Genomic DNA, 19,593 nt, shown 5'->3' on the forward strand with positions numbered 1-19,593 from the left:
TCGGATTGGACACCGTGTTCGACATCTTGTTCCATTTTCTTCACCGCAACCTCCATTGTCGAAGTGTTGCGACGACCGGTTGAATCCGCCCCCCCTCATTGAGTGGAGGATGTGAGTGGCAAAACGATCCATCAAGAAGACATTAAGCCTGAAGCGGGCCACGAGCCTCCGAGAGTTTGGCGAGGCGCAAACGCTCGAAGAAGTCCTGCGCAGGCTCGGGAACGCAATTCCAGATCGTGCGCAACGGCGCGTTGCCGCAGGTGATAAGGTCCTGGAATGCCGCCAGTTCCAGGGGGATCCCAATTTCGTTGCGGCCCATTTTGTTGCCTTCATTCCCGACGACCAGGTAGCACTCGTTCCACACGCAAATCCGGATTTGTCTTTGCTATCACCACCGGCCGGAAATGACTTCCTAGACGGGGAGTTGATGTTTTTGGTTGCTGGCAATGATGTCGTTGTCTGTCGCTGTGGTCTCCATGAGAACGCAATCTCGACTTTCGTGGATGGACTGGCGGACAATGCACAGATGGAAGCCGATGACGTGCAATTTATCCTCAGCAACCGCGTCGATGTCGACGCCTTGGACCTCGTTCGGCGAGAGGGCGTCCAGGAGGTGCGGTTTCGAGGGGTCGCGAGCCAAGTTGCAATTAACGAGATAGAAGCGCATCGCGAACGATCGCTTCGTGAGCAGTTAGTAGGCAAGGTAATCGAGACGGTGAATGCACTGCTCGCGCGGGACCCGGCGGTGGCGGCTGAAGCGGAAGACCTCAAAGTCGAGGTTTTCCTCAAGTTCGACAGACGGTCCGGGACTGAGATCGGGCAGAGCCAGTTGGTCGAAGTCGCCGAAGACGTCATATCGGACGACGACGAGGGCTTTGAGATTACGACCCTCTCGGGCCGCAAAATCCGGGCAAATGATGTGCTTCTGAATAAGCCGATCAGACTTGAGCCGTTTGGAAAATCAGTTTCGTATCTTCATGTGCGGGCGGAAATGATAGAATATATCCGAGAGCTGCAAGAGCCACAGGGGTGACCGGAGCCACGAAAACAATGCCCCAACGATCGACATCCCCGGCATTCTGGGCATTTGTCCTGTTTGCTATGGTGTGCGGTGTCGGGGCATCAGTTTTTTTCCAGCCTCTCATTCACGCAAATGAGAATGCCGCCAACGTTATCGTCACCGTATTCTCGATCCTGGCGGGCTTTCTGATCGCCATAATGTCACTGCTGGGCGACCAGTCAGTCCTGCCGGGGAGCTGGAAAATGGCCGCCACCCAGCGGCAGGTGATACGGAACAAGCTCATCCGTCAGAAGTGGCTCTTTTACGTGTACCTCACGACCCTTCTTTTGATCTTTGCCGCATCCCTTCTGAGTGACGAGTATCCCTGCGCCACGATCTGGCTGGAGCACATCTATCTCGGACTGGCGGTGTTCGCATTTCTGCTGTCCTTTCGGCTTCCATCAACGCTGATGGAGGTCCAACCCGATCGGGTCGATGCCGTGGTCGGCGCTCGTCGAAAAGCGGCCTCTGTCATCGACCGCAATTAATCCGCGAAGGTCGCCTCGGAACCTTTGCAGCAGAATGATCGGCGAAGACAGGTTTGCATTCCTATCGATCCGCGCTATCCCGAACGTCTCACATCCCACACGCGACGGGGCCTGCATTCTGCACGTGGCTGATTTCTTCGGGTTTTCGCATTATGGCGGCATGGAGCGGCGATCCCATCCGGACGGCGCGGCGCGCGTTGTCGATGCGACTGCGATCGAGGCCGATCCGACCGAAGAGTACCTGACCGAAGCGACGGCATCCCCGTCGATCCGAGACCTCATCCATGTGATCGGGGCGCCGGCGACACGTATGCTGTGCGCCAGGATCGGTGGCATGACCCGCGACATCGGGCCGCCCAATCAGCTTTTCGTCGATGCGATCGGCCGCGAAGCGGCGGAAGCGCTGCGCGCCTATCTCGGGCCGGGTCGCATCCACATCCCGCGCCAGTCGCTGTCGGCGAAAGCGCGCTGGCAGCTGGTCTGGCGGCTCGACGACGAAGGTCTGACCCGTCACGAGATCGCCCGTCGCGTCGACATCAGCGTGCGGCAGGTCTACCATATCCTGTCGCAGCGCCCCCGCCGACTGCCGACGTCGGCCAAACAGTCCGACCTTTTCGCGCGGTAGCGGCGCACGTTCGGCGCTGGCGGGGGCGCTTGTTGCCCCGCCCTTGAGCGGCAAGCCGCTGGCGGGACCCTGCGCCCTGCAATCTGCATCCTGCACTCTGCACGTTCCAAGGCAGGCCCGTCCGGCCGCACTGTCGCGGCATGAGCACGAGCACCGAAGTCGACTATGCGGTCGCCCTGGAGATCGCCTCCCATGAGGCGGTCATCCGGCAGGCCTACCTGGACAGCGTAAGCGTCTTGACGTGGAGCGTCGGCTTGACTGCCGCAACCGGCCACGACGTCAAACGCTATATCGACAAGCCGCAGACGCTGGAGCACTGCTTCGCGATCTACGCCTGGGCGCTGAACAACTACGCCGAGGCGGTCCGCGCGGAGTTCGCCGGCCACGATCTCACAAAGGCGCAGTTCGCCGGCGCGCTGTCGTTTCACTGGAACACCGGGGCCATCCGATCCGCATCCTGGCCGGACCTTTGGAAGGCCGGCAGGATCGCGGGGGCGCGCGCCTCCTTCCTGTCCTGGCGCAAGCCAGCGGCGGTCCTCTCCCGCCGCAAGAAGGAGGCCGCGCTGTTCTTCGACGGGGAATGGTCGAACGACGGGACGATGACCGAATACACGCGGTTGACGTCGCGGCGCACGCCGGTCTGGGCAAGCGCCAAACGGATCAATGTCGAGCGGGAGCTTGGCGCAGCGTTCGGGGTCTCCAGCGAGCCCGCGGCGCCCGCCGCCCCGAGACCGGCCGCCACGATCCCCACTCTCCTCGACACGATCGAGACCGCGACGGCCGCCATTCGCGCGGCGATCCGGCCCTGACCTCAAACCAAAGGTGAACAGAATGGACTGGCACAAGATTTCCAAGGCGGTCGGAGGCGGCGTTGCCGCCGCGGTCGGCGGCATCGGCACGGCGGCGATCGCCATCCCGCCGGAGGTGGTCATGCCGTGGTTCGGCTATGTGATCGTCGGCGTCGCCAACGCCGGGCTCGGTTTCGTGACCGTCTACTGGTTCCCGAAGAACTCGGCGAACGACCGGGCGATCTGACCGCACCCATGCGCCGGCGCACCCTGACCCTTCAGCCCGGATCGGCGGCGACGGTGGCGACGACGGCCACGCTCATCTGCGGCGCGGCCGTTCTCTACGCCGTTCATCCGCTCGCCGCCGCCGCCTGGCTCGGATCGACCGCCCTGATGACCTGGACGCATGCATGACCTGGGCCGCCATCATTCGGGCCGTCGCCCTCGCCCTGGTCCTCGGCCTGTTCGTCACCGATTACGGCTTCGACCTGTGGGCCAAGCCGGTCGACGTCTCGATCTACCTGTTTCTCGTCGCCGTCGCGCTCGGCATCGACGCCACCTGGTTTCGCGACACGCTCAAGGCCGTGCTGACCCGCTCGCTGGGCGTCGATCGCGACACCGGGGGGAGCGACAAATGATGCGCCGTCTTCTCGCCAATCTCATCGCTACGGTAACCCGGATCGTGCTGATCTTCGCGGCGCTCGCGGTCATCTGGGACGCCGGCGCGCGGCTATTCGTCCAGGTCGCGCCTCCCGGCCTCTGGTTCGCCTTCACGCGCGTCGTCATCCTGCCGTCGGGCGACGTCGCCATCGCCTATCGCCAGAGTTTCTCCGGCGACCTTCCGGTCAATATCATTGCCGAGCTGATCGGTGACGAGGGTTCGCAGCCCTGCGCCGCCTCGGGCCGGCGATTGATCGAGGCGGATACGACCTTCGCCGTCCTTCCGATCTCGCGGACCTTGCCCGGCTGCGACTTCGCGCGGCTGCCCGATGGCCGGTTCTTCATGGAGATCACCGCCAGCTATCCGGCGATCGGCGCGTACGACAAGTCGATCACGGTGCGCAGCGACAACGCGATCGTTGTCGAGGACGGGCGGATCGTCGGCGCGACGCCGGCGCCGATCGAAGAGGACGGGTGATGGCGCACGGGGTCGACAAAAAGCGCGAGGCACGCCGGCGCTACGTCATCGAGCGGCAATCGCTGCCAACGATCGCCGCCGCGCTCGGCACCTCCGAGGGCAGCGTCTCGCGCTGGAAGCGCGAGGCCAAGGCGGGCGGTGACGACTGGCACGCCCGTCGCCAGGCCCATCTCGTCGCCGGCGAGGGGCTCGAAAGCGTCGTCGCGGCGACGGTCGAGGATTTCGTCATGCTGGCGCAGGCGACGATCGTCGGGCTGAAGAGCGACGACGACATGGCCGCGGAGAAGAAGGCGCAGCTGCTGGCCTCGCTCGCCGACGCGATGGGCAAGATGGTCGCCTCGGCCGGGCGGCTGGCGCCGAAGATCTCCGAACTCGGCGTCGCCCAGGACGTCATCCGGCGCCTGTCGAGTTTCATCGCCGAGCACCATCCCGAACATGGCATCGCGTTTCTGGAGATCCTCGAACCGTTCGGGGCTTCGATCGCCGACGCCTACGGGCATTAGGGGCGAGCATCGTGAAGAAGCTCTCGACCAAGGATTTCATGGCCTCGATCGAGGCGATCGGCGCGGCCATCCGCCAGACGATCGAACTCGAATGCGAGGCGTTTCCGGCTGACCGGGCGAAAAGTGCCGTCCGCCGCGAGCGCTCGCTCGACATCGCCGATGGCTTCGCGTTCTTTCGCAAGACGTATTTCCCGCACTACCACGAGAAGCCGGACAGCGCGTTGCATGCCGCGCTCGAAATCAAGCTGCCCGCGATCGTGCGGGATCGGCAGGGTCGCAAGGAATGCGTCGTCGCAGCGCGCGGTTCGGCGAAGTCGACGATCTGTTCGCTGGAATTCGTTCTGTGGTCCTTGCTCGTCGGGCTGAAACGCTTTCCGATCCTGATTTCCGACAGCTCGACACAGGCCGAATTGCTGCTCGACGCGATCAAGGCCGAGGTCGAGGTCAATCCGCGCCTCGCCTACGACTTTCCCGAACTGAAGCCCGGCCGGGTCTGGCGCGTCGATGCGATCACGATCGCCCGCGCCCGGATCGAGGCGCTCGGCCGCGGCAAGAAGGTGCGCGGTCGCCGGCACGGCCCGCATCGTCCGGACCTCATTGTGCTCGACGACGTCGAGGACGACGAGATGGTCCGTTCGCCGGATCAGCGCGACAAGCTGGAGCGCTGGCTCGACAATGCCGTCCTGAAGTCCGGCGCGCCGGACGGCTCGCTCGACTGCATCCTGGTCGGGACGATCCTGCACTTCGACGCGGTGCTGGCGAGAAAGGCCCGCAAGAGCGGCTGGGGCGTCACCCGCTTCGACGCGATCCTGTCATGGCCGGACAGGATGGATCTCTGGGAAATCTTCGCCGAGCACGTCCAGAACGCGGCCGACGATGCCTTTGCCGAAGCGCGGGCGTTCTATGCCGCCAACAAGGGAGCGATGGACGCCGGCGCCCGTGTCGTTTGGCCCGACATGCAGCCGCTCGTCCAGTTGATGATCGAATGGGCGGAGGACCGCGACAGCTTCATGAGCGAGCGGCAGAACGAGCCGATCGCCAAGAACGCCATGTTCAAGGACTTCGTCTTCTGGGTGATGAAGATCCCCGACCTCATCACCTTCGGCGCGATCGACCCCTCGCTCGGCAAGAAAGGCCACGGCCGCGATCCGTCGGCGATCCTCGTCGGCGGCTTCGATCGCAAGAGCGGCGTTCTCGACGTGATCGAGGCCTCGATCCGCCGGCGCTTGCCGGACGCGATCATTACCGACGTCATCGCCATGCAGCGGCTGCACCGATGTCAGCTCTGGTTCGTCGAGGCCGTCCAGTTCCAGGAGTTCCTGCGCACCTCGATCATGACCGAGGCGGTCAAGCAGGGCGTCGCGCTGCCGACCGTGCCGGTGGTGCCGATCGCCGACAAGCAGCTGCGCATCGAGCGCATTCAGCCGCCGATCGCCGGCGGCCTCATCCGGCTGCACAAGAGCCAAGCGGTCCTGATCGACCAGCTCCGGCAGTTTCCGAACGCGGCCCATGACGACGGGCCGGACTGCCTGGAAATGCTCTGGGGCGGGGCGGTTCACCATTCGGCGTCGATGCTGTCGAGCGGCCTGAAAGTCTCTGGCGTCCTATCGTCGCGTAGCACCATGCAAGGATACAGGCTTTGAGCAACACACGGGACGTGACGACGAGCGCGGACACCCCGCCGGCGCGGCAGAACCTTCCGGCCGACGCCAAGCGGCTGATCGCGCATGTGCGCAACGACATCACCATCCCGTACTATACGGACGTGTTGCGCCCGACGGACGAGACGCTGATCGCGCGCGGCCAGGGCAAGGGCCTTGCGATCTATGACGAGATCGAACGTGATCCGCATGCCTACGCCGTTATCATCAAACGCAAGCACGAGCTGGTGGCCCGCGAGTGGTCGATCGAGCCGGCGTCGGACGACGCGGCCGATGCCGAGGTCGCCGATTTCATCACCGACGTCTTCACCGCGTTGCCGTTCGACCGGTACTGCCTGGAACTGCTCGATGCGACGCTGAAGGGCTATGCGGTGTCGGAGATCGTCTGGCGGCGCGATGGCAACCGGATCGTGCCCGAACAGATCGTGTCGATCGACCAGCGGCGGATCGTGTTCGACGAGCATTGGCGGCCGAGGCTCCTGACGCGCGAGGCGATGCTGCGCGGGATCGAACTGCCGGCCATGAAGTTCATCGTCCATCGCTTCGGCGCGAAAGGAAACGATCCCTACGGGCTCGGGCTCGGCACGCGGCTGTTCTGGCCGGTGCTGTTCAAACGGGAGGGCTTCGCCTTCTGGCTGACCTTCCTGGAAAAATACGCCTCGCCGACCCCGGTCGCCAAGGTGCCGATCGGCATGCTGCCGTCCGAACAGCGCGAGCTGATGGTGGCGCTGGAAGGCCTCGTCCATTCCGGCGCGATCACGCTGCCGATCGGCGCCGAACTCGATTACCTGGAGGCGAAGCGCTCGGCGCCGGCGAACCATGAGGCCTGGGCGCGATACTGGGACGAACAGATCTCCGAGGCGGTGCTCGGCGAGACGCTCTCGACCAATATCGGCAAGATCGGCTCGCTGGGCGCGGCCGAGGTGCATTCGGAGGCCAAGAGCCAGATCATCGACGCCGACAGCGACCTTCTTTCCGACACGCTGCGCTCGTCGATTATCACCTGGCTGGTCGCCAAGAACTTTCCCGGCCGGGCGGTGCCGCGCTGCTGGCGCCAGCGGCCGAAGAACGAGGGTGCGATCGCCGATGCGCGCCAGAAACAGGCGGCGGCCGACACCGAGCGGGTGAAGGCGCTGAACTTCATCGTCGTCGCGGCCTCGCATATCGAGGACGAAGGCGACGCCCGCGCGTTCCTGACCGCCTTCGACAGCGTCGAGGGACTGCCGGAGGAGGTGGTGACGGCGCTGGTGAAGGTGTCGCGGCGCAAGGTCGTCGCGACCAACGATCCCACCAAAGCCGTCGTTGCGGCCTTGAACGCCGGCGGCACCGGCAATCCTTCCGATCAAGGCGATGGCGGCGATGGCTCCGGGACTGTTTGACGGCGAAGGGCTGCTGCCCGCCAAAACGGGCGTCGCCTTCGGGCTGCTCGTTCGAAGTGGGTACAATACCCCTTTGACATCTCCACCGCCCGCGTCCCCGGCCTTCGCCGCGCCCGACGAGGTGCTGCTTGGCCAGGCGCACATGCCCGACGCGGTGTTCGACGCGTTCGTGCCGGCGCTGGATTTCGCGGTGGCGGAGTGGCTGATCGCCGTGAGGGACAAGCTGGCATCCGTCGACGACATGGCTGCGTTGGAGGCGCTGGTCGACATCGATGGGACGCTGCCGGGGATGGCACGGTTCGCCGCCGTCATGGGAGACGCGATTCTGTTTTCCAGCCTGGTCGGCCGGGCCTCCGTCGTCGCCGAGGCCGAGGAGGATGGTGTCGGCCGCAACGCGTTGTTCGGGACCGCCTTCGCGGCCAAACCGGAGCTCGTCTTCAAGGGGGCGCCGTTCAAGCGGGCGATGGACTTTCTGCGGGCCAAGGTGGCGATGCCCTCGAAAATCTGGGGCGAACTCGACCGATCGGCCCACGACACCGGCTTCGCGATCGCCGGCGAAACCAAGCGCGACGTCCTGGAGGATATCCGGACCGCCTTGCTTGACGCGATCGAGACCGGAACCGGCCTGAAAGGTTTCCGGGCCGAGTTCGCCAAGCTGATCGCCAGCGGCAAATGGTCGGGTGACGAGCGCCTGGCGAGCGAGCCGAAGCGGTTCGGCTGGCGCTCGAAGATCATCTACTGGACGAATTTGTCGACGAGCCACGCGGCAGGGCGCCGCCAGCAACAGCGCGAGCTGACCGACGTCCTGCCGTTCTGGCAGTATCGGCACGGCGCGACCCGGACGCCGCGGCGGCCGCGCGTCCGGCATCTGCGGCTCGACGGGCTCACCCTGCCCGCAGACGACCCCGTCTGGGACCGCATTTATACGCCGAACGGCTGGCTGTGCTCCTGCGCCATCCGGGCGATCACCCGCACGGCCGCCGGGCGTGTCGATCCGAACCTTCGCGAGGCGCCGACCGAGAGCGAGATCGGCGCGGCGATCGACCATGAATGGCAACACGCGCCGGGCCTTGGGCGCGATGGACAAGAACCGTGACCGGGATCGGCCTCACCATCCGGATCGGCGGCAACGCCCCGGCCCGGATCGGCGACCTTCTCGACCGGATCGAGGACAAGGCGACATTCTACGCGGCCGCCTCCGAGCTGATGCTCGACCAGACCCAGACGCGGTTTCGCGAGCAGCGCGGTCCAGACGGCGATGCTTGGAAACCACTGGCGCCGGCGACGGTCGCGAGGCGCGGCAGCGCCTCACCGATCCTCGAAGTCTCGCGCACGCTGCGGACCGGTATCCACGCCGCGCCTGATGCGTTCCGGGCGGTGGTCCGCACGCTCGACCTTGCCTATGCCGCGATCCAGAACGAAGGCGGCAAGGCCGGACGCGGCAGAAGCGTCACCATCCCGGCGCGGCCCTATTTCGGTTTCGGCGAGGGGGATATCGACGAGCTGGCCGAACTGGCCGAGGAGATGATTTTCGACGGCCGATAGGGTCTTCCGGCCGATCGCGTCAGAACGGCCCACAGACGCGCGCGAGCCCCTGTGGAGGTCCCGAACCACCGGCCGGACCGGTCGCGCCGTTTCTAACACCCTCTAACGCGGCACTGTGACGAAGCCGCCGTCCTTGCCGCGATCGCATCCGCGTTTGACGGCGCGATCATCGGTATTCGTCTCCTTCGCCTCTGCCCCTGCAGACTGCACGTTTAAGACGTCGCGCGGCTTTGCCATCGTTGCCGTCATGAACGACAGGTCAAAGTCTTCCGGCGGCAAGCCCGGTTCCAACGACGGCGAGCGCTTCGACATCGAAGTGTTCCGGCCGGGCACGTTCACGCCGATGAGCGGCAACGCGCTGTCGTTCTCGGCCGAGGAATTGTCCTCGGTCGCCGACGTCTACGATCCCGAGAACCATCCCGCGCCCGTCGTCGTCGGTCATCCGCAGTCGGACGCGCCGGCCTATGGCTGGGCCGCGAGTTTTCGCTACGACGGCGAGGGGGAACGGCTGATCGCGACCATCGGCGATCTGGAGCCGGCTTTCGCCGAGGCCGTCCGCGCCAAGCGTTATCGGCGCATCTCGATCTCGTTCTTCATGCCGGACGCGCCGGCGAACCCGATCCCCGGCGTCTACTATCCTCGGCATATCGGCTTCCTCGGCGGCGCCGCCCCCGCCGTTCCGGGCCTGAAGCCCGTGCATTTTTCCGCGCCCATCGAAGACACGGTGACCATCGAATTCAAGGATCGGGGCTCGTTCGGCGAGCCGGGCTTTCGCGACAGCGCCTCGTTGTTTCGCCGCTGCCGCGACTTCTTCATCGACCAGTTCGGCCTGGAGAAGGCCGACGAGATCCTGCCGTCCTACGAAATCGACTGGCTGGAGCGCCGCGCCGACGAGGATGACGGTCCCAAAAGCTTCTCCGCACTCGGCAAATCCGCCCCGCCCTTAAGCGGCAAGCCGCTGGCGGGGACCCCACCCCATCCTTCCCAGGAGTCGCCCGTGAACACCCCTACGAACGACAAGGGCGGCGCCGACTTCGCCGCCCGCGAGGCCGAGATCGAGCGCCGCGAGCGCGCTCACCAGGAACGCGAGGCGCAGGCGCGCCATCGCGAGCATGAAGCCTTCGCGGAAGCCCGGATCGACGAGGGCCGCCTCTTGCCGGCCAGCAAGGCCGAAGCGGTCGCGCTGCTCGACGCCGTCGCCGGCGAAACCCTCACCGAGCTGTCCTTCTCCGACGCCGAGGGGCGCGAGACCAAGGTCCAGCCGGTCGAAACGCTTAAAAGCCTGATGCAGGCCGCGCCCGTCGTCGTGACCTACGGCCGAACCGATCTCGGTGCCGCACCTGGCGCCGGCGGCGCGTCCTTCGCCTCGCCCGACAACCTCACCGTCGATGCCGCCGGCCTCGACACCCACGCCAAGGCCACCGAGTACCAGCGCGCCCATCCGGACGTCGCCTGGCTCGATGCCGTGCGCGCGGTGTCATAGCGGTCCCGTCCTTAAGCTCCTCGCTCCGCTACGTCGCTGACGGGGACCCCAGAAGTCGCAGGTTCGAACAGGGAAGACAAGAATGATCCCCGCCCACATCGCCACTCTCGTTTACACGATCCCGGCCGTCACCGGCGCCATCGCGGCCACGCGCTTCGTCGGCTTCGACGATGCCCAGGCCGGCGTCGACGCCGCAGTCCAGGGGGTTTCGAAGACCGACGCCGCGACCGGCGAGCCGCTGGCGATCATCGGCATCGGCATCGTCGAAATGGTCGCGGCCACCGCGATCGCCAAGGGCGCCAAGGTCTATTCCGACGCCAACGGCCAGCCCGCCGCGACCGGCGGCGCGACCTCCAACAACCCCGCCGGCACCGCGATCCGCGCCGCCGCCGCTCCCGGTGACATCGTCACCCTCATCATCCGCTAAAAAGGGCCGCGCTCCATGGCACCTCCGATGAATACCCGCCAGGCCGCCGTCGTCGAGCCGATCCTCACGACCCAGGCCCGCGGCTATCAGAACGCCGAGATGATCGGTCACCTGCTGTTGCCCGTCGTCGACGTGCCGAACCGCAACATGCGGGTCATCAAGTTCGGCAAGGAGTCGTTCCGCAAGCGCAATACGCGTCGCGCGCCCGGCGCCGAGACGATGCGCGTCGAATACGGCTACGCCTCCGATCCGATCTCGCTCTTCCAGGAGGCCCTGGAGGGTCTCGTGCCGACCGAACAGGCGGAAGAGGCCGACAAGGTTCCCCACATCGATCTCGGCGCCGAGGCGACGCGCGAGGTCCAGGACATCATCCATCTTGGCCGTGAGACACAGACCGCCGATCTCGTGCGAGACCCCGCGACCTATGCCGCCGATCATGTCGAGGTGCTGGTCGGCGCCGACAAATGGTCCGACCCGGCCTCCGATCCGATGGTGGTGATCGACGACGGCCGCGAGACGGTCCGCAAGAAGATCGGTCGCGACCCGAACTGCCTGACCCTTGGTCCGGGCGCGTTTCGCGCGCTGCGCCGGCATCCGAAGATTAAGGAGCAGTTCAAATACGTCTCGGCCGAAAGCATCACCACGGAGATGCTCGCCCAGTATTTCGACGTCGAGGAGGTGCTGGTCGGCCGCGCCGTCTACCTGCCGGAGAACGCCGACGACGCCGCGCCGGCGCTCGACGTGTGGGGCGACGACGCGATCCTTTCCTACAAGCCGAAGGCCACCTCGTTCCGCGTCCCGGCCTTCGGCTACACCTACCGGCTGAAAGGCTATCCGCTGGTGGAGGCGCCCTATTACGAGCGCAACCGCAAGAGCTGGGTCTATCCCGTCACCGAGGAATACCGGTCCTATGTGACCGGCGCCGACGGCGGGTTCCTGATCCGGAGCGTCGTCTGATGCGCGCGATGATCGCCATCACGGGCGTCCGGAACGGCGGCAAGCGCGTTGCGCCCGGCAAGCCGTTCGAGGTGCCCGGCGAGATCGCCGACGAGCTGATCGCGCTCGGCTCGGCCCGCGACGCCGACCCGGCGTCAGAGGAAGCTGGCGAAGACGGCGGCGCTAACGCGGAACAGACCCCGGAGGCCCGCGCCTCGACGATCGCCGCGGCCGTCGCCAAGCTTTCCGACACCGACTGGACCGCCGCCGGCAGACCCAAGGTCGCCGCCGTCGAAAAGGCCACCGGGCTGACCGACATCGCGGCCGACGAGCTGGCCGCGTTCAGGAAGGACGGCCAGTAAGCCATGACCGCTCGGACCCACATCGATCGGATTCGTTTCGCGACCATCGTCGGCGAGGAGGAATTGCTCCAGCTCGCCAGCGACGGCCGCTGGAACACGCCCGATGGGCCGACGATCGACGAGGCCAAGCTGACCGCCGCGCTCGATCACGCCAACGCGCTGGTCGAAGGCTATGCACGAGGCCGCTATCCGGACGGCGTCGAAAGCGCGTTGCTGACGGAAGCCGCCGCCGATATCGCCCGCTATCGCCTGCGCTCCACCGCCAACGCCACGACGGTCTCGAAAGAGGTTTGCGACCGCTTCGACGACGCCATGCGCCTTTTGCGTGACATCCAGTCCGGCCGCCAGCAGCTGACGGCCGAGGACGGCACGATCGTCGGAACCTCCGAGGGCGCGGGTGGCACGATCATGGTGTCGCGTCGGCTGAACCCGCGCAACGAACGCGGCCCCTCCATCCTGGAGGGTTTCCTGTGAGCGACATGACCCTGATTTCAGAGATCGAGCGCGCCGAGATTGCGATCGTCGATCATCTGAAGGCCCGCCTCGGTGCACACGTGCGGATCGAAGCCCAGCCGGACGATCCGGATCGTTTCGACTTCGCCGGCGCATCGAGCGCGGTGCTGGTCCATTTCGCGCAGTCGACACCGTCCGCCGGCAACCGGGTGAAGCTCGCCGGCCCGGTCGGCTTCGCCGTGATCGTGCTCGCGCGCTCGCTGCGCGGTCCAGGTGGCGGCTATCAGCTCCTCGAGAATGCCGAACAGACCCTCGCGGGCGCGGATATCGCCGGGCTGCGGGAAATCGCCGTCAAGCGCTCGCGGCTCGACAGTCAGTCGGGTGGCACCTGGCGCTGGGTCATCGAGGTCGAGACCGAATTGGCGCGCGGCCGGGTGCCGTCGTTTGCCAAGCCTTTCGTCACCGGTTTTCAGGAGAGCGCATCGTGAGCGCCGAAAAGAGCCCCATGAAGAACTTTCTCTACGCCGCCCATGCGCCGCTCCAGGCTTTCGACCTTATGGTGCCGGCCAAGCCCGGCGCGGAGGCCGGACCCGACGCGTCCCAGGGCGATGCGCCAGGGCCGCAATGCGACCGCCTGCACGTCGTCTGCAAACCGGGCAAGCCTGTCGCTCTGCCCGAGGACCACACGGTCACGCGGGCGCTCACCGCCGCCGGTTATCTGCTGCCAGCGCCCGACGAGGCGGAAGCGAGCGCCGGAACGGGCGCGACGCCGGATCTCGGATCGCTTGTCGAGCACGACAGCCGTCGCATCGCGGCGATCGTCGCCGTCTTGCCGCTGATCGACGACAGCGACCGCATGCCGAACGGCACGCCGAAGGTCGCGAGCATCGAGCCTCTCGTGGGCTTCAAGGCGACCAACGCCGAAATTCGCGCGGCCGTCGCCGCCATCTCGAAGGAGAGCTGACCCATGCCCGAGCGTCATTTCGGACCGGAGATCGTCGAGAGCGGGATCGGCGGCGACGTCGTGCGCGACGTCAAGGCGGCGACCGCGATCATCGTCGGCACCTTCCCCGTGCACGAGGTCTATCCCGTGGGCGCCGACCAGGCTGCCTACATCAATACATCGATCCTGATCCGCCGCCGGGCCGACGCCGAAGCGATCTTCGGGCCGCAGCGGGCCGGCTACACCATCCCCTGGCTGCTCGACGCGATCTTCGACCAGGACGAGGGCAAGGGCGTCGGCACGATCGAGGTGATCAACGTCTTCGACCCCGCCATCCACAATGACGGCGGCTTGCCGGCGATACCCGATCCGGCCATGGTCACCAATCTCGACATCATCGGCGCGTTCGACGCCGCCGGCGAGCCGTCCGGCCTGAAGCATGCCTACGCCACCTATCAGCGCTATGGCTGGTTCCCCAAATTCGTTCTCGCGCCGGGCTTTTCGTCGCTCGTCGGCGTGCGCGACGAAATCGAGGTGATCTGCAACAAGATCAAGGCGCGCGCCTATGTCGACGCGCCGGCGGGCGTTTCCGTCCAGGATGTCGTCGCCGCGCGCGGTCCTGACGGCCCGTTCGATCTGCAGACCGACAGCCGCCGGCTGATCCCGTGCTATCCGCACATGGAGGCCGTCGACACCGAAACGCCGAACGCTACGCGGATCGAGCCCTATGCGCCGACGCTGCTCGGCGTCCATCTGCGTTCGATCATGCAGTATGGCTATCATCACTCGCCGTCGAACCGGCCGATCTACGGCCGCAAGCCATCGCAGAAGATCCTCTACGTGCCCGGCCAGTCCGACGACGACACGCAGCTCTTGCGCGGCGCCGGCGTCGTCACCTGCGAGGAACGCTACGGCAAGGGGCCGCACACGTCGGGCAACCGCTCGGCGGCGTTCCCGACCGACACCAACATGAAGAATTTCATCCACGTGCAGATGATCGCCGACATGCTGCACGAGGCGATCGTGTTCTTCCTCGACGAACACAAGGACCGGAACGCCTCGGCCGCCAAGCTCAATTACGTCGAGGGCCTGATCAACAGTTACGGGCTCGCCAAGACGGTCGGGACCGATCCGGAGCTGCTCGGGTTCAAGTTCTGGTTCGACCGGACGAAAACCACCGTCCAGAGCTATTCCGACGGCCATATTTTCTGGCAGCTGCGCTTCATGCCAGTCGGCCTGATGGAGTGGCTGACCGTCGAGAGCGCCATCGACATCAATCTGGCGGGCAACGCCCTCGGCCTCGCCGAGGCCGCGTAAGTTCCGCCAACGCCGCAGGGATAGGCGCCGAGATCCCAAGAGGCGGTGAGAACCGCAGGTTCAAACAGGGAAGCCAACAATGGACCTCAAACAGATCAGCCAGGCCCACGTCTACGACGTCGACCAGCGCCTCTTCGGTCTTGTCGACAAGCTGACCCTCGACGGCCGCAAAACCACCGAGGTCGAGCACAAGACGCTCGGCCAGGTCGGCGTCCTGAAGCTGCCGGGCCGGCCGCTCCAGGCCGTCACCGGCAAGATCATGATCGGTCATCTCGACGATGGCTACGACCGGCAGCTTTCCAACCCGGCCAAGCAGCACGACTGGCAGATGCACCAGAAGGTCGATGTCAGCGACGAGACCGGCTACTCGTTCGACAAGAGCCACACGATCGTCTGGCATGCCCGCTTCCGCTTCATGGAAGACGACGGCATGGACACCGAACTCGGCGAAAAGGCCGGGATCGAGTACGCGATCACGCTTCCCTATCTGCGCATCTTCCGCGAGGGCGACGCCACGCCGATCTGGTTCCTCGACGTCTTCAACGACGTCTTCGAGGTCAATGGCGAACGCGTCTGGAAGGAATAATCCCGTCGTGAATGCGTGCGCCGTCAAACCCCGACCGATGAAGGATTTGTCCTGATGAAGACCGAAGCCACCGAAACTACCGCCGCGGCTGGCGTTGTCGCCAAGCTCGAAGCCTACAAGCGGGCCAATGGCGGCGACGTGACGACGACGTTGCCGGCGACCGATCTCACCGTCTCCTATCCGGCTTTCATCGGCCACGACCAGGTGATGAACGCCACGAAGATCGCCGGCAAGAACCGGTCGAAGACCGGCATGGTCCTGGTCGCCCAGGTCTGCAAGTTCGAGGGCGAGCGCCTGACGGTCGGCCAGATCGGCTCGCTCGTCCCCAACGCGGACGTCGTGCATCTGATCAACCTCTTGATGGGGGAAGATGACGACGCTGGTGAGGGCGAAAGCTCGGGAAACTGACCCTCTCCACTCCCGCCGCCCATGTCCACATGGTGCGGCGCGGGTGGAACCACGACAGTCTGATGGCCATGCGTGAGGTCGAATTCGGGTTCTGGCTCGACGAGCAACTCGCCTACGACGCCGCCATCGCGGAGGCGCGCCGCAAGGCCGCGGAAAAGTAGCGGCAAAGCCGCGAACGGGGATGAGGTAGCGTGACCAAGCTCGAACTCGTCCTCGAAGCGATCGACCGGGCCAGCGGTCCGATCCGCGGCGTCGACCGGGCGATCGGCCGCCTGCGCGATACCGGCAGCCGCGCCATGCGGGCGATCGGCACCGCTGCCAAGGTCGCTGCGGTCGGCGGTGTCGCCCTGCTCGTCACCACGCTGGGGATCGGCGTCAAGGAAGCGGTCGCCTTCGAAAGCGCCATGGCCGACGTGAACAAGGTGGCGGATTTCAAATCCCCAGCCGGCCTCCAGCAGATGTCGAGCGACATTCTGGCGATGTCGAAGCGCATTCCGATCGCGGCCGACGGTCTCGCGGCGATCACGGCCGAAGCGATCCAGTCCGGTGTCGCGATTAGTGACGCGCTCGACTTCACCGAACTCACCGCCAAGGCGGCCGTCGCCTTCGACATGACGGCAGACGCCGCCGGCGAGAGTTTCGCGAAGATGAAGAACGTCTTCCAGCTCGACATGTCGGGCCTGCGGGACGCCTCGGACGCGGTCAACCAACTGTCGAACAATCTCGCCGCCAAGGCGCCGCAGATCATCAATTATCTGACCCGCGCCGGCGGCTCGGCGGCGCTGCTGGAAATGAGCGCTGAACAGATGGGCGCGCTCGGCGCGTCGATGATCGCGCTGGGAACCGTGCCGGAAACGGCGGCCCGCGCCACGACGAAACTGTTCACCGCGCTCAAAGTCGGCGGCGAGAAGGTCGACGGGGCATTTCAGTCGCTCGGCCTGGTGCGGACGGAATTCCTCGCCCTTGCCAAGACCAATCCTGGCGCCGCCTTCGAGAAGCTGTTCACGGCGGTCGACCGATCCGAGAACGGCCTCGCCGCGCTGGTCGATATCGTCGGCCAGGACTTCGCCGACGACTTTTTGAAGCTCGCGGGCAACACCGAGCTGCTGGCCAAGTCCTTCGCCCTCGTCGGCAACAAAGCCGGCTATGCCGGATCGGTGCTGAAGGAATACGAAGCGCGCGCCGCGACTACCGCCAACAATTGGCAGCTGTTCAAAAACAATCTCGCGGCGATCCGCATCGAGACCATGAGCCGCGCCTTGCCGCCGATCAACGCCGGTCTCGGCAAGATGATCGACATCATGGGCACCCTCGGCGAGCGGGTCACCATCTTCGATCGCGTCCGCCAGAGCATCAAGGGCTTCGCGGACGGGCTCGGCCTCGACAAACTCGCCGGCGCCGGCGCGGCGATGCGCGGGTTCTTCGATCCGATTTCGGAGTTCCTGGTCGGTTCGGCCGACGCGGAGCTGAAGATCGGTCTGATGGGCGACATCTTCGAGCGGGCGCGGACCGCCGGCGCGGCGCTCAAGCCGGTGCTCACTGCGGTGGGTTCAGGGCTGTCGACGGTCTGGGAGACACTGCAAACGCTCGGCAATGGCGCTTCGACCATCGCGCTGTCGATCGCGTCTGGCTTTTCGGATCATCTCGGCCCGATCGGCGAGCGGCTGGGCACGCTGGTCGACGTCATGTCGGGCAATGTCGACCGCTTGCTGTCGATCGGCGGGGATCTCGTCGCCCGGCTCGGCGACCTCTTCTCTGGTTTTGACGGCGCGGCGATCGGCGATCTTGGTGGCGCCGCGATCGAGATAGCGATCGAGACCTACACCCGCTTTCAGCAGGCGATCGGCGGCGTCCTTGACGCGCTGGGCGGCTTCGCCTCCTTCGCCGGCAACACGCTGGTCAGCTATTTCAAAGGGTATTTTTCCGGGCTCGAACCTTATCTCGGGTCGATGGCCGAGCGGCTGTCGGGGATCTGGGATCAAATCGGCCCGATCCTCGACAATTTCGGCAAGATCGGCACGGCGATCGGCGCGCTGTTCGACAGCTTCGCCGCGAACGAAGGCGCCATGGACGGCGTCGAGACCTTCGGCCAGGTGATGGGCAACCTCGCCGGCATCGTCGGCACCGTCTCGCTCACAGGCATCGAGGGTCTGGCGCGCTGGATCGAGACCGTCACCGGCGCGATGGCGGCGCTCTATCAGGGCGACTTCGCCGCCGCGAAGGCCGAGTTCGCCGACTTTTTCACCTGGCTGAAGAACCTCGTCCTGCCCGACGTCGACATCGCCGGCTATTTCCAGGGGATGTTCGACTTCTCATGGGAAGCCGTGCTGCCGGAATGGGACTGGAACGCAATCATCCCCGACCTGCCGGACCTCAAGGCGATGTTCGGCGACAACACCGATGCCGGACGGCTCGTCGGCGAGGCAAGCGCCGGGGCTGGCCAGTGGGATTTCGCGATTGAGAAGATCGAGCAGTATCGCCAGAAGCTCATCGACCTCGACCAATTGAACGCGGCGCTGCGGCCGTTCGAAGGCGACGCGGGCAATTGGACGCCCTATCAGAACCAGGTGCGGCGCACGCTGGAACTACTGGACGAATTGCGCAACGCGCCGCCCGTCGAGCCGCCCGCGCCAACGGTGCCGAAGGTTGCGCCGTCGGTTGCCACGCCATCGGTCGACACCGTCCGCGCCGCGAGCGCCGAGGTCAACGCCCTGACACAAAAGATCGACGCCGCGACGGCAGCCGGCAACGCCCTGCCCTCGGCGATCAGCGGATCGCTGGCGAGCGTGCGTGCGGCCGTTTCGGGTTTTGACCTTGCGCCAGAGGGCGCGCGGATCGCGGCTTCGTTGTCGACCGGGCTGTCGACCGGCGGCGCGGCGGCCGTTGCCGCCGTGACCGGTACCATGGCGGCGATCGCCGGGGCCGCCACCCTCAATCTCTTCGGCAAGGGCGCATCGATGATGGACACGCTCGCCGCCGGCATGCGCTCGCGCGCCCAGGCCGCCATCGCCGAGATGCAGAAGCTGGCGCAGACATTGCGGGATCATCTGCCGTCGTCGCCCGCCAAGATCGGTCCGCTCTCCGACATCCACCGCCTGAAGTTCGGCGAGACGATCGCCGGTTCGATCCGCAGCGATGCCGCAGTGAAGGCCATGCGGTCGCTGTCCGCCGACGCGATGGCCGCCGGGGTTCCTTCCCCACGCCGCTTCGGCGTTGTCTCCGGGCCATCGCGGCGGGCGACGGGCGTGCCGACGCCGCGCGATCGGCCTGATCTCTACCGCCAGGCAGCCGCCGCCTCGTCGGGCGGCTCTAACGCGGGCGGAGGCGGCGTGACCATCCATGCGCCGTTCACGGTCGGAACGGTCAACTATCGAACGGCGGCCGACAAGGCGGATTTTGCCGAACAGCTGCGCCAGCATCGCCGCGAGATCGGCGAGGCCGTCGATAGCGAGAACCGGCGCCGTTCGCGGCTGAAGTTCTGATCGGCAAGA

General features: G+C 65.9%; 24 protein-coding genes. All 24 read left to right on the forward strand.

Translation table 11 applies throughout. The annotated features are described in order from the left end of the window. Nucleotides 1–115 precede the first annotated feature (115 nt). The 24 genes from VQ044_RS14660 to VQ044_RS14775 all read left to right on the forward strand — a co-directional run bounded on the left by VQ044_RS14660 (nt 116) and on the right by VQ044_RS14775 (nt 19,584). Nucleotides 116–1,033, forward strand: coding sequence for a hypothetical protein (locus VQ044_RS14660; protein WP_327647975.1), 918 nt, complete (start codon nt 116–118; stop codon nt 1,031–1,033). Nucleotides 1,034–1,050: 17 nt separating this feature from the next. Then, entirely contained in the window at nt 1,051–1,548 is a 498-nt protein-coding gene (locus VQ044_RS14665) for a hypothetical protein (RefSeq protein WP_327647974.1), read from the forward strand. 124 nt (nt 1,549–1,672) lie between these two features. Continuing rightward, on the forward strand, nt 1,673–2,173 hold the full coding sequence (locus VQ044_RS14670; protein ID WP_327647973.1) for a helix-turn-helix domain-containing protein: 501 nt from the start codon (nt 1,673–1,675) through the stop codon (nt 2,171–2,173). A gap of 140 nt (nt 2,174–2,313) precedes the next feature. Then, nucleotides 2,314–2,982, forward strand: a complete 669-nt coding sequence (locus VQ044_RS14675; RefSeq protein ID WP_327647972.1) for a lysozyme — start codon at nt 2,314–2,316, stop codon at nt 2,980–2,982. A 22-nt stretch (nt 2,983–3,004) separates the two neighbouring features. Beyond that, complete coding sequence (locus VQ044_RS14680; protein ID WP_327647971.1) at nt 3,005–3,208, forward strand: hypothetical protein; 204 nt, start codon at nt 3,005–3,007, stop codon at nt 3,206–3,208. A gap of 8 nt (nt 3,209–3,216) precedes the next feature. Next, nucleotides 3,217–3,375 carry a hypothetical protein gene (locus VQ044_RS14685; protein ID WP_327647970.1) on the forward strand — a complete coding sequence of 53 codons (159 nt, stop codon included), beginning with the start codon at nt 3,217–3,219 and terminating at the stop codon, nt 3,373–3,375. Then, nucleotides 3,372–3,599: a hypothetical protein gene (locus VQ044_RS14690; protein WP_327647969.1), complete on the forward strand. Its 228-nt coding sequence runs from the start codon at nt 3,372–3,374 to the stop codon at nt 3,597–3,599. Before VQ044_RS14685 ends, VQ044_RS14690 begins: the two co-directional genes overlap by 4 nt. Further along, nucleotides 3,596–4,099: a hypothetical protein gene (locus tag VQ044_RS14695; protein WP_327647968.1), complete on the forward strand. Its 504-nt coding sequence runs from the start codon at nt 3,596–3,598 to the stop codon at nt 4,097–4,099. Before VQ044_RS14690 ends, VQ044_RS14695 begins: the two co-directional genes overlap by 4 nt. Beyond that, nucleotides 4,099–4,602 (forward strand): DUF1804 family protein, encoded by a 504-nt coding sequence (locus VQ044_RS14700; RefSeq protein ID WP_327647967.1) that lies wholly within the window; start codon nt 4,099–4,101, stop codon nt 4,600–4,602. Before VQ044_RS14695 ends, VQ044_RS14700 begins: the two co-directional genes overlap by 1 nt. An 11-nt stretch (nt 4,603–4,613) precedes the next feature. Continuing rightward, entirely contained in the window at nt 4,614–6,245 is a 1,632-nt protein-coding gene (gene terL, locus VQ044_RS14705; RefSeq protein WP_327647966.1) for a phage terminase large subunit, read from the forward strand. After that, nucleotides 6,242–7,642 carry a phage portal protein family protein gene (locus VQ044_RS14710; protein WP_327647965.1) on the forward strand — a complete coding sequence of 467 codons (1,401 nt, stop codon included), beginning with the start codon at nt 6,242–6,244 and terminating at the stop codon, nt 7,640–7,642. The genes terL and VQ044_RS14710 overlap by 4 nt, the downstream gene beginning before the upstream one ends. Beyond that, nucleotides 7,623–8,738 (forward strand): phage head morphogenesis protein, encoded by a 1,116-nt coding sequence (locus VQ044_RS14715; protein ID WP_327647964.1) that lies wholly within the window; start codon nt 7,623–7,625, stop codon nt 8,736–8,738. Before VQ044_RS14710 ends, VQ044_RS14715 begins: the two co-directional genes overlap by 20 nt. After that, nucleotides 8,735–9,187, forward strand: coding sequence for a phage virion morphogenesis protein (locus VQ044_RS14720; RefSeq protein WP_327647963.1), 453 nt, complete (start codon nt 8,735–8,737; stop codon nt 9,185–9,187). Before VQ044_RS14715 ends, VQ044_RS14720 begins: the two co-directional genes overlap by 4 nt. A 247-nt stretch (nt 9,188–9,434) precedes the next feature. Further along, nucleotides 9,435–10,670, forward strand: coding sequence for a hypothetical protein (locus tag VQ044_RS14725; protein WP_327647962.1), 1,236 nt, complete (start codon nt 9,435–9,437; stop codon nt 10,668–10,670). 82 nt (nt 10,671–10,752) lie between these two features. After that, nucleotides 10,753–11,097, forward strand: coding sequence for a capsid cement protein (locus tag VQ044_RS14730; protein WP_327647961.1), 345 nt, complete (start codon nt 10,753–10,755; stop codon nt 11,095–11,097). Between the two features lie 27 nt (nt 11,098–11,124). Next, on the forward strand, nt 11,125–12,054 hold the full coding sequence (locus VQ044_RS14735) for a major capsid protein (RefSeq protein ID WP_327647960.1): 930 nt from the start codon (nt 11,125–11,127) through the stop codon (nt 12,052–12,054). Then, nucleotides 12,054–12,395 (forward strand): hypothetical protein, encoded by a 342-nt coding sequence (locus VQ044_RS14740; protein WP_327647959.1) that lies wholly within the window; start codon nt 12,054–12,056, stop codon nt 12,393–12,395. Before VQ044_RS14735 ends, VQ044_RS14740 begins: the two co-directional genes overlap by 1 nt. A gap of 3 nt (nt 12,396–12,398) precedes the next feature. Then, nucleotides 12,399–12,869 (forward strand): phage protein Gp36 family protein, encoded by a 471-nt coding sequence (locus VQ044_RS14745; protein ID WP_327647958.1) that lies wholly within the window; start codon nt 12,399–12,401, stop codon nt 12,867–12,869. Nucleotides 12,870–12,874: 5 nt separating this feature from the next. After that, nucleotides 12,875–13,336: a Gp37 family protein gene (locus tag VQ044_RS14750; protein ID WP_327647976.1), complete on the forward strand. Its 462-nt coding sequence runs from the start codon at nt 12,875–12,877 to the stop codon at nt 13,334–13,336. Further along, nucleotides 13,333–13,812: a hypothetical protein gene (locus VQ044_RS14755; protein WP_327647957.1), complete on the forward strand. Its 480-nt coding sequence runs from the start codon at nt 13,333–13,335 to the stop codon at nt 13,810–13,812. The genes VQ044_RS14750 and VQ044_RS14755 overlap by 4 nt, the downstream gene beginning before the upstream one ends. 3 nt (nt 13,813–13,815) lie before the next feature. Continuing rightward, nucleotides 13,816–15,108, forward strand: coding sequence for a phage tail protein (locus VQ044_RS14760; protein WP_327647956.1), 1,293 nt, complete (start codon nt 13,816–13,818; stop codon nt 15,106–15,108). A 79-nt stretch (nt 15,109–15,187) separates the two neighbouring features. After that, on the forward strand, nt 15,188–15,694 hold the full coding sequence (locus tag VQ044_RS14765; RefSeq protein ID WP_327647955.1) for a phage major tail tube protein: 507 nt from the start codon (nt 15,188–15,190) through the stop codon (nt 15,692–15,694). Nucleotides 15,695–15,748: 54 nt separating this feature from the next. Beyond that, nucleotides 15,749–16,102, forward strand: coding sequence for a hypothetical protein (locus VQ044_RS14770; RefSeq protein WP_327647954.1), 354 nt, complete (start codon nt 15,749–15,751; stop codon nt 16,100–16,102). A 191-nt stretch (nt 16,103–16,293) separates the two neighbouring features. Next, nucleotides 16,294–19,584, forward strand: a complete 3,291-nt coding sequence (locus VQ044_RS14775; protein WP_331827699.1) for a phage tail tape measure protein — start codon at nt 16,294–16,296, stop codon at nt 19,582–19,584. Nucleotides 19,585–19,593: the final 9 nt, after the last annotated feature.

It is taken from the genome of Aurantimonas sp. C2-5-R2 (assembly GCF_036549495.1).
Classification (GTDB): Bacteria; Pseudomonadota; Alphaproteobacteria; order Rhizobiales; family Rhizobiaceae; genus Aurantimonas; species Aurantimonas coralicida_A.

Coding starts and splice junctions, on each gene's coding strand:
- VQ044_RS14665 (WP_327647974.1), top strand. CDS start 1,051: ATGCCCCAACGATCGACATCCCCGGCATTCTGGGCATTTGTCCTGTTT.
- VQ044_RS14675 (WP_327647972.1), top strand. CDS start 2,314: ATGAGCACGAGCACCGAAGTCGACTATGCGGTCGCCCTGGAGATCGCC.
- VQ044_RS14680 (WP_327647971.1), top strand. CDS start 3,005: ATGGACTGGCACAAGATTTCCAAGGCGGTCGGAGGCGGCGTTGCCGCC.
- VQ044_RS14685 (WP_327647970.1), top strand. CDS start 3,217: ATGCGCCGGCGCACCCTGACCCTTCAGCCCGGATCGGCGGCGACGGTG.
- VQ044_RS14690 (WP_327647969.1), top strand. CDS start 3,372: ATGACCTGGGCCGCCATCATTCGGGCCGTCGCCCTCGCCCTGGTCCTC.
- VQ044_RS14695 (WP_327647968.1), top strand. CDS start 3,596: ATGATGCGCCGTCTTCTCGCCAATCTCATCGCTACGGTAACCCGGATC.
- VQ044_RS14700 (WP_327647967.1), top strand. CDS start 4,099: ATGGCGCACGGGGTCGACAAAAAGCGCGAGGCACGCCGGCGCTACGTC.
- VQ044_RS14715 (WP_327647964.1), top strand. CDS start 7,623: ATGGCTCCGGGACTGTTTGACGGCGAAGGGCTGCTGCCCGCCAAAACG.
- VQ044_RS14725 (WP_327647962.1), top strand. CDS start 9,435: ATGAACGACAGGTCAAAGTCTTCCGGCGGCAAGCCCGGTTCCAACGAC.
- VQ044_RS14730 (WP_327647961.1), top strand. CDS start 10,753: ATGATCCCCGCCCACATCGCCACTCTCGTTTACACGATCCCGGCCGTC.
- VQ044_RS14735 (WP_327647960.1), top strand. CDS start 11,125: ATGAATACCCGCCAGGCCGCCGTCGTCGAGCCGATCCTCACGACCCAG.
- VQ044_RS14740 (WP_327647959.1), top strand. CDS start 12,054: ATGCGCGCGATGATCGCCATCACGGGCGTCCGGAACGGCGGCAAGCGC.
- VQ044_RS14745 (WP_327647958.1), top strand. CDS start 12,399: ATGACCGCTCGGACCCACATCGATCGGATTCGTTTCGCGACCATCGTC.
- VQ044_RS14750 (WP_327647976.1), top strand. CDS start 12,875: ATGACCCTGATTTCAGAGATCGAGCGCGCCGAGATTGCGATCGTCGAT.
- VQ044_RS14760 (WP_327647956.1), top strand. CDS start 13,816: ATGCCCGAGCGTCATTTCGGACCGGAGATCGTCGAGAGCGGGATCGGC.
- VQ044_RS14765 (WP_327647955.1), top strand. CDS start 15,188: ATGGACCTCAAACAGATCAGCCAGGCCCACGTCTACGACGTCGACCAG.
- VQ044_RS14770 (WP_327647954.1), top strand. CDS start 15,749: ATGAAGACCGAAGCCACCGAAACTACCGCCGCGGCTGGCGTTGTCGCC.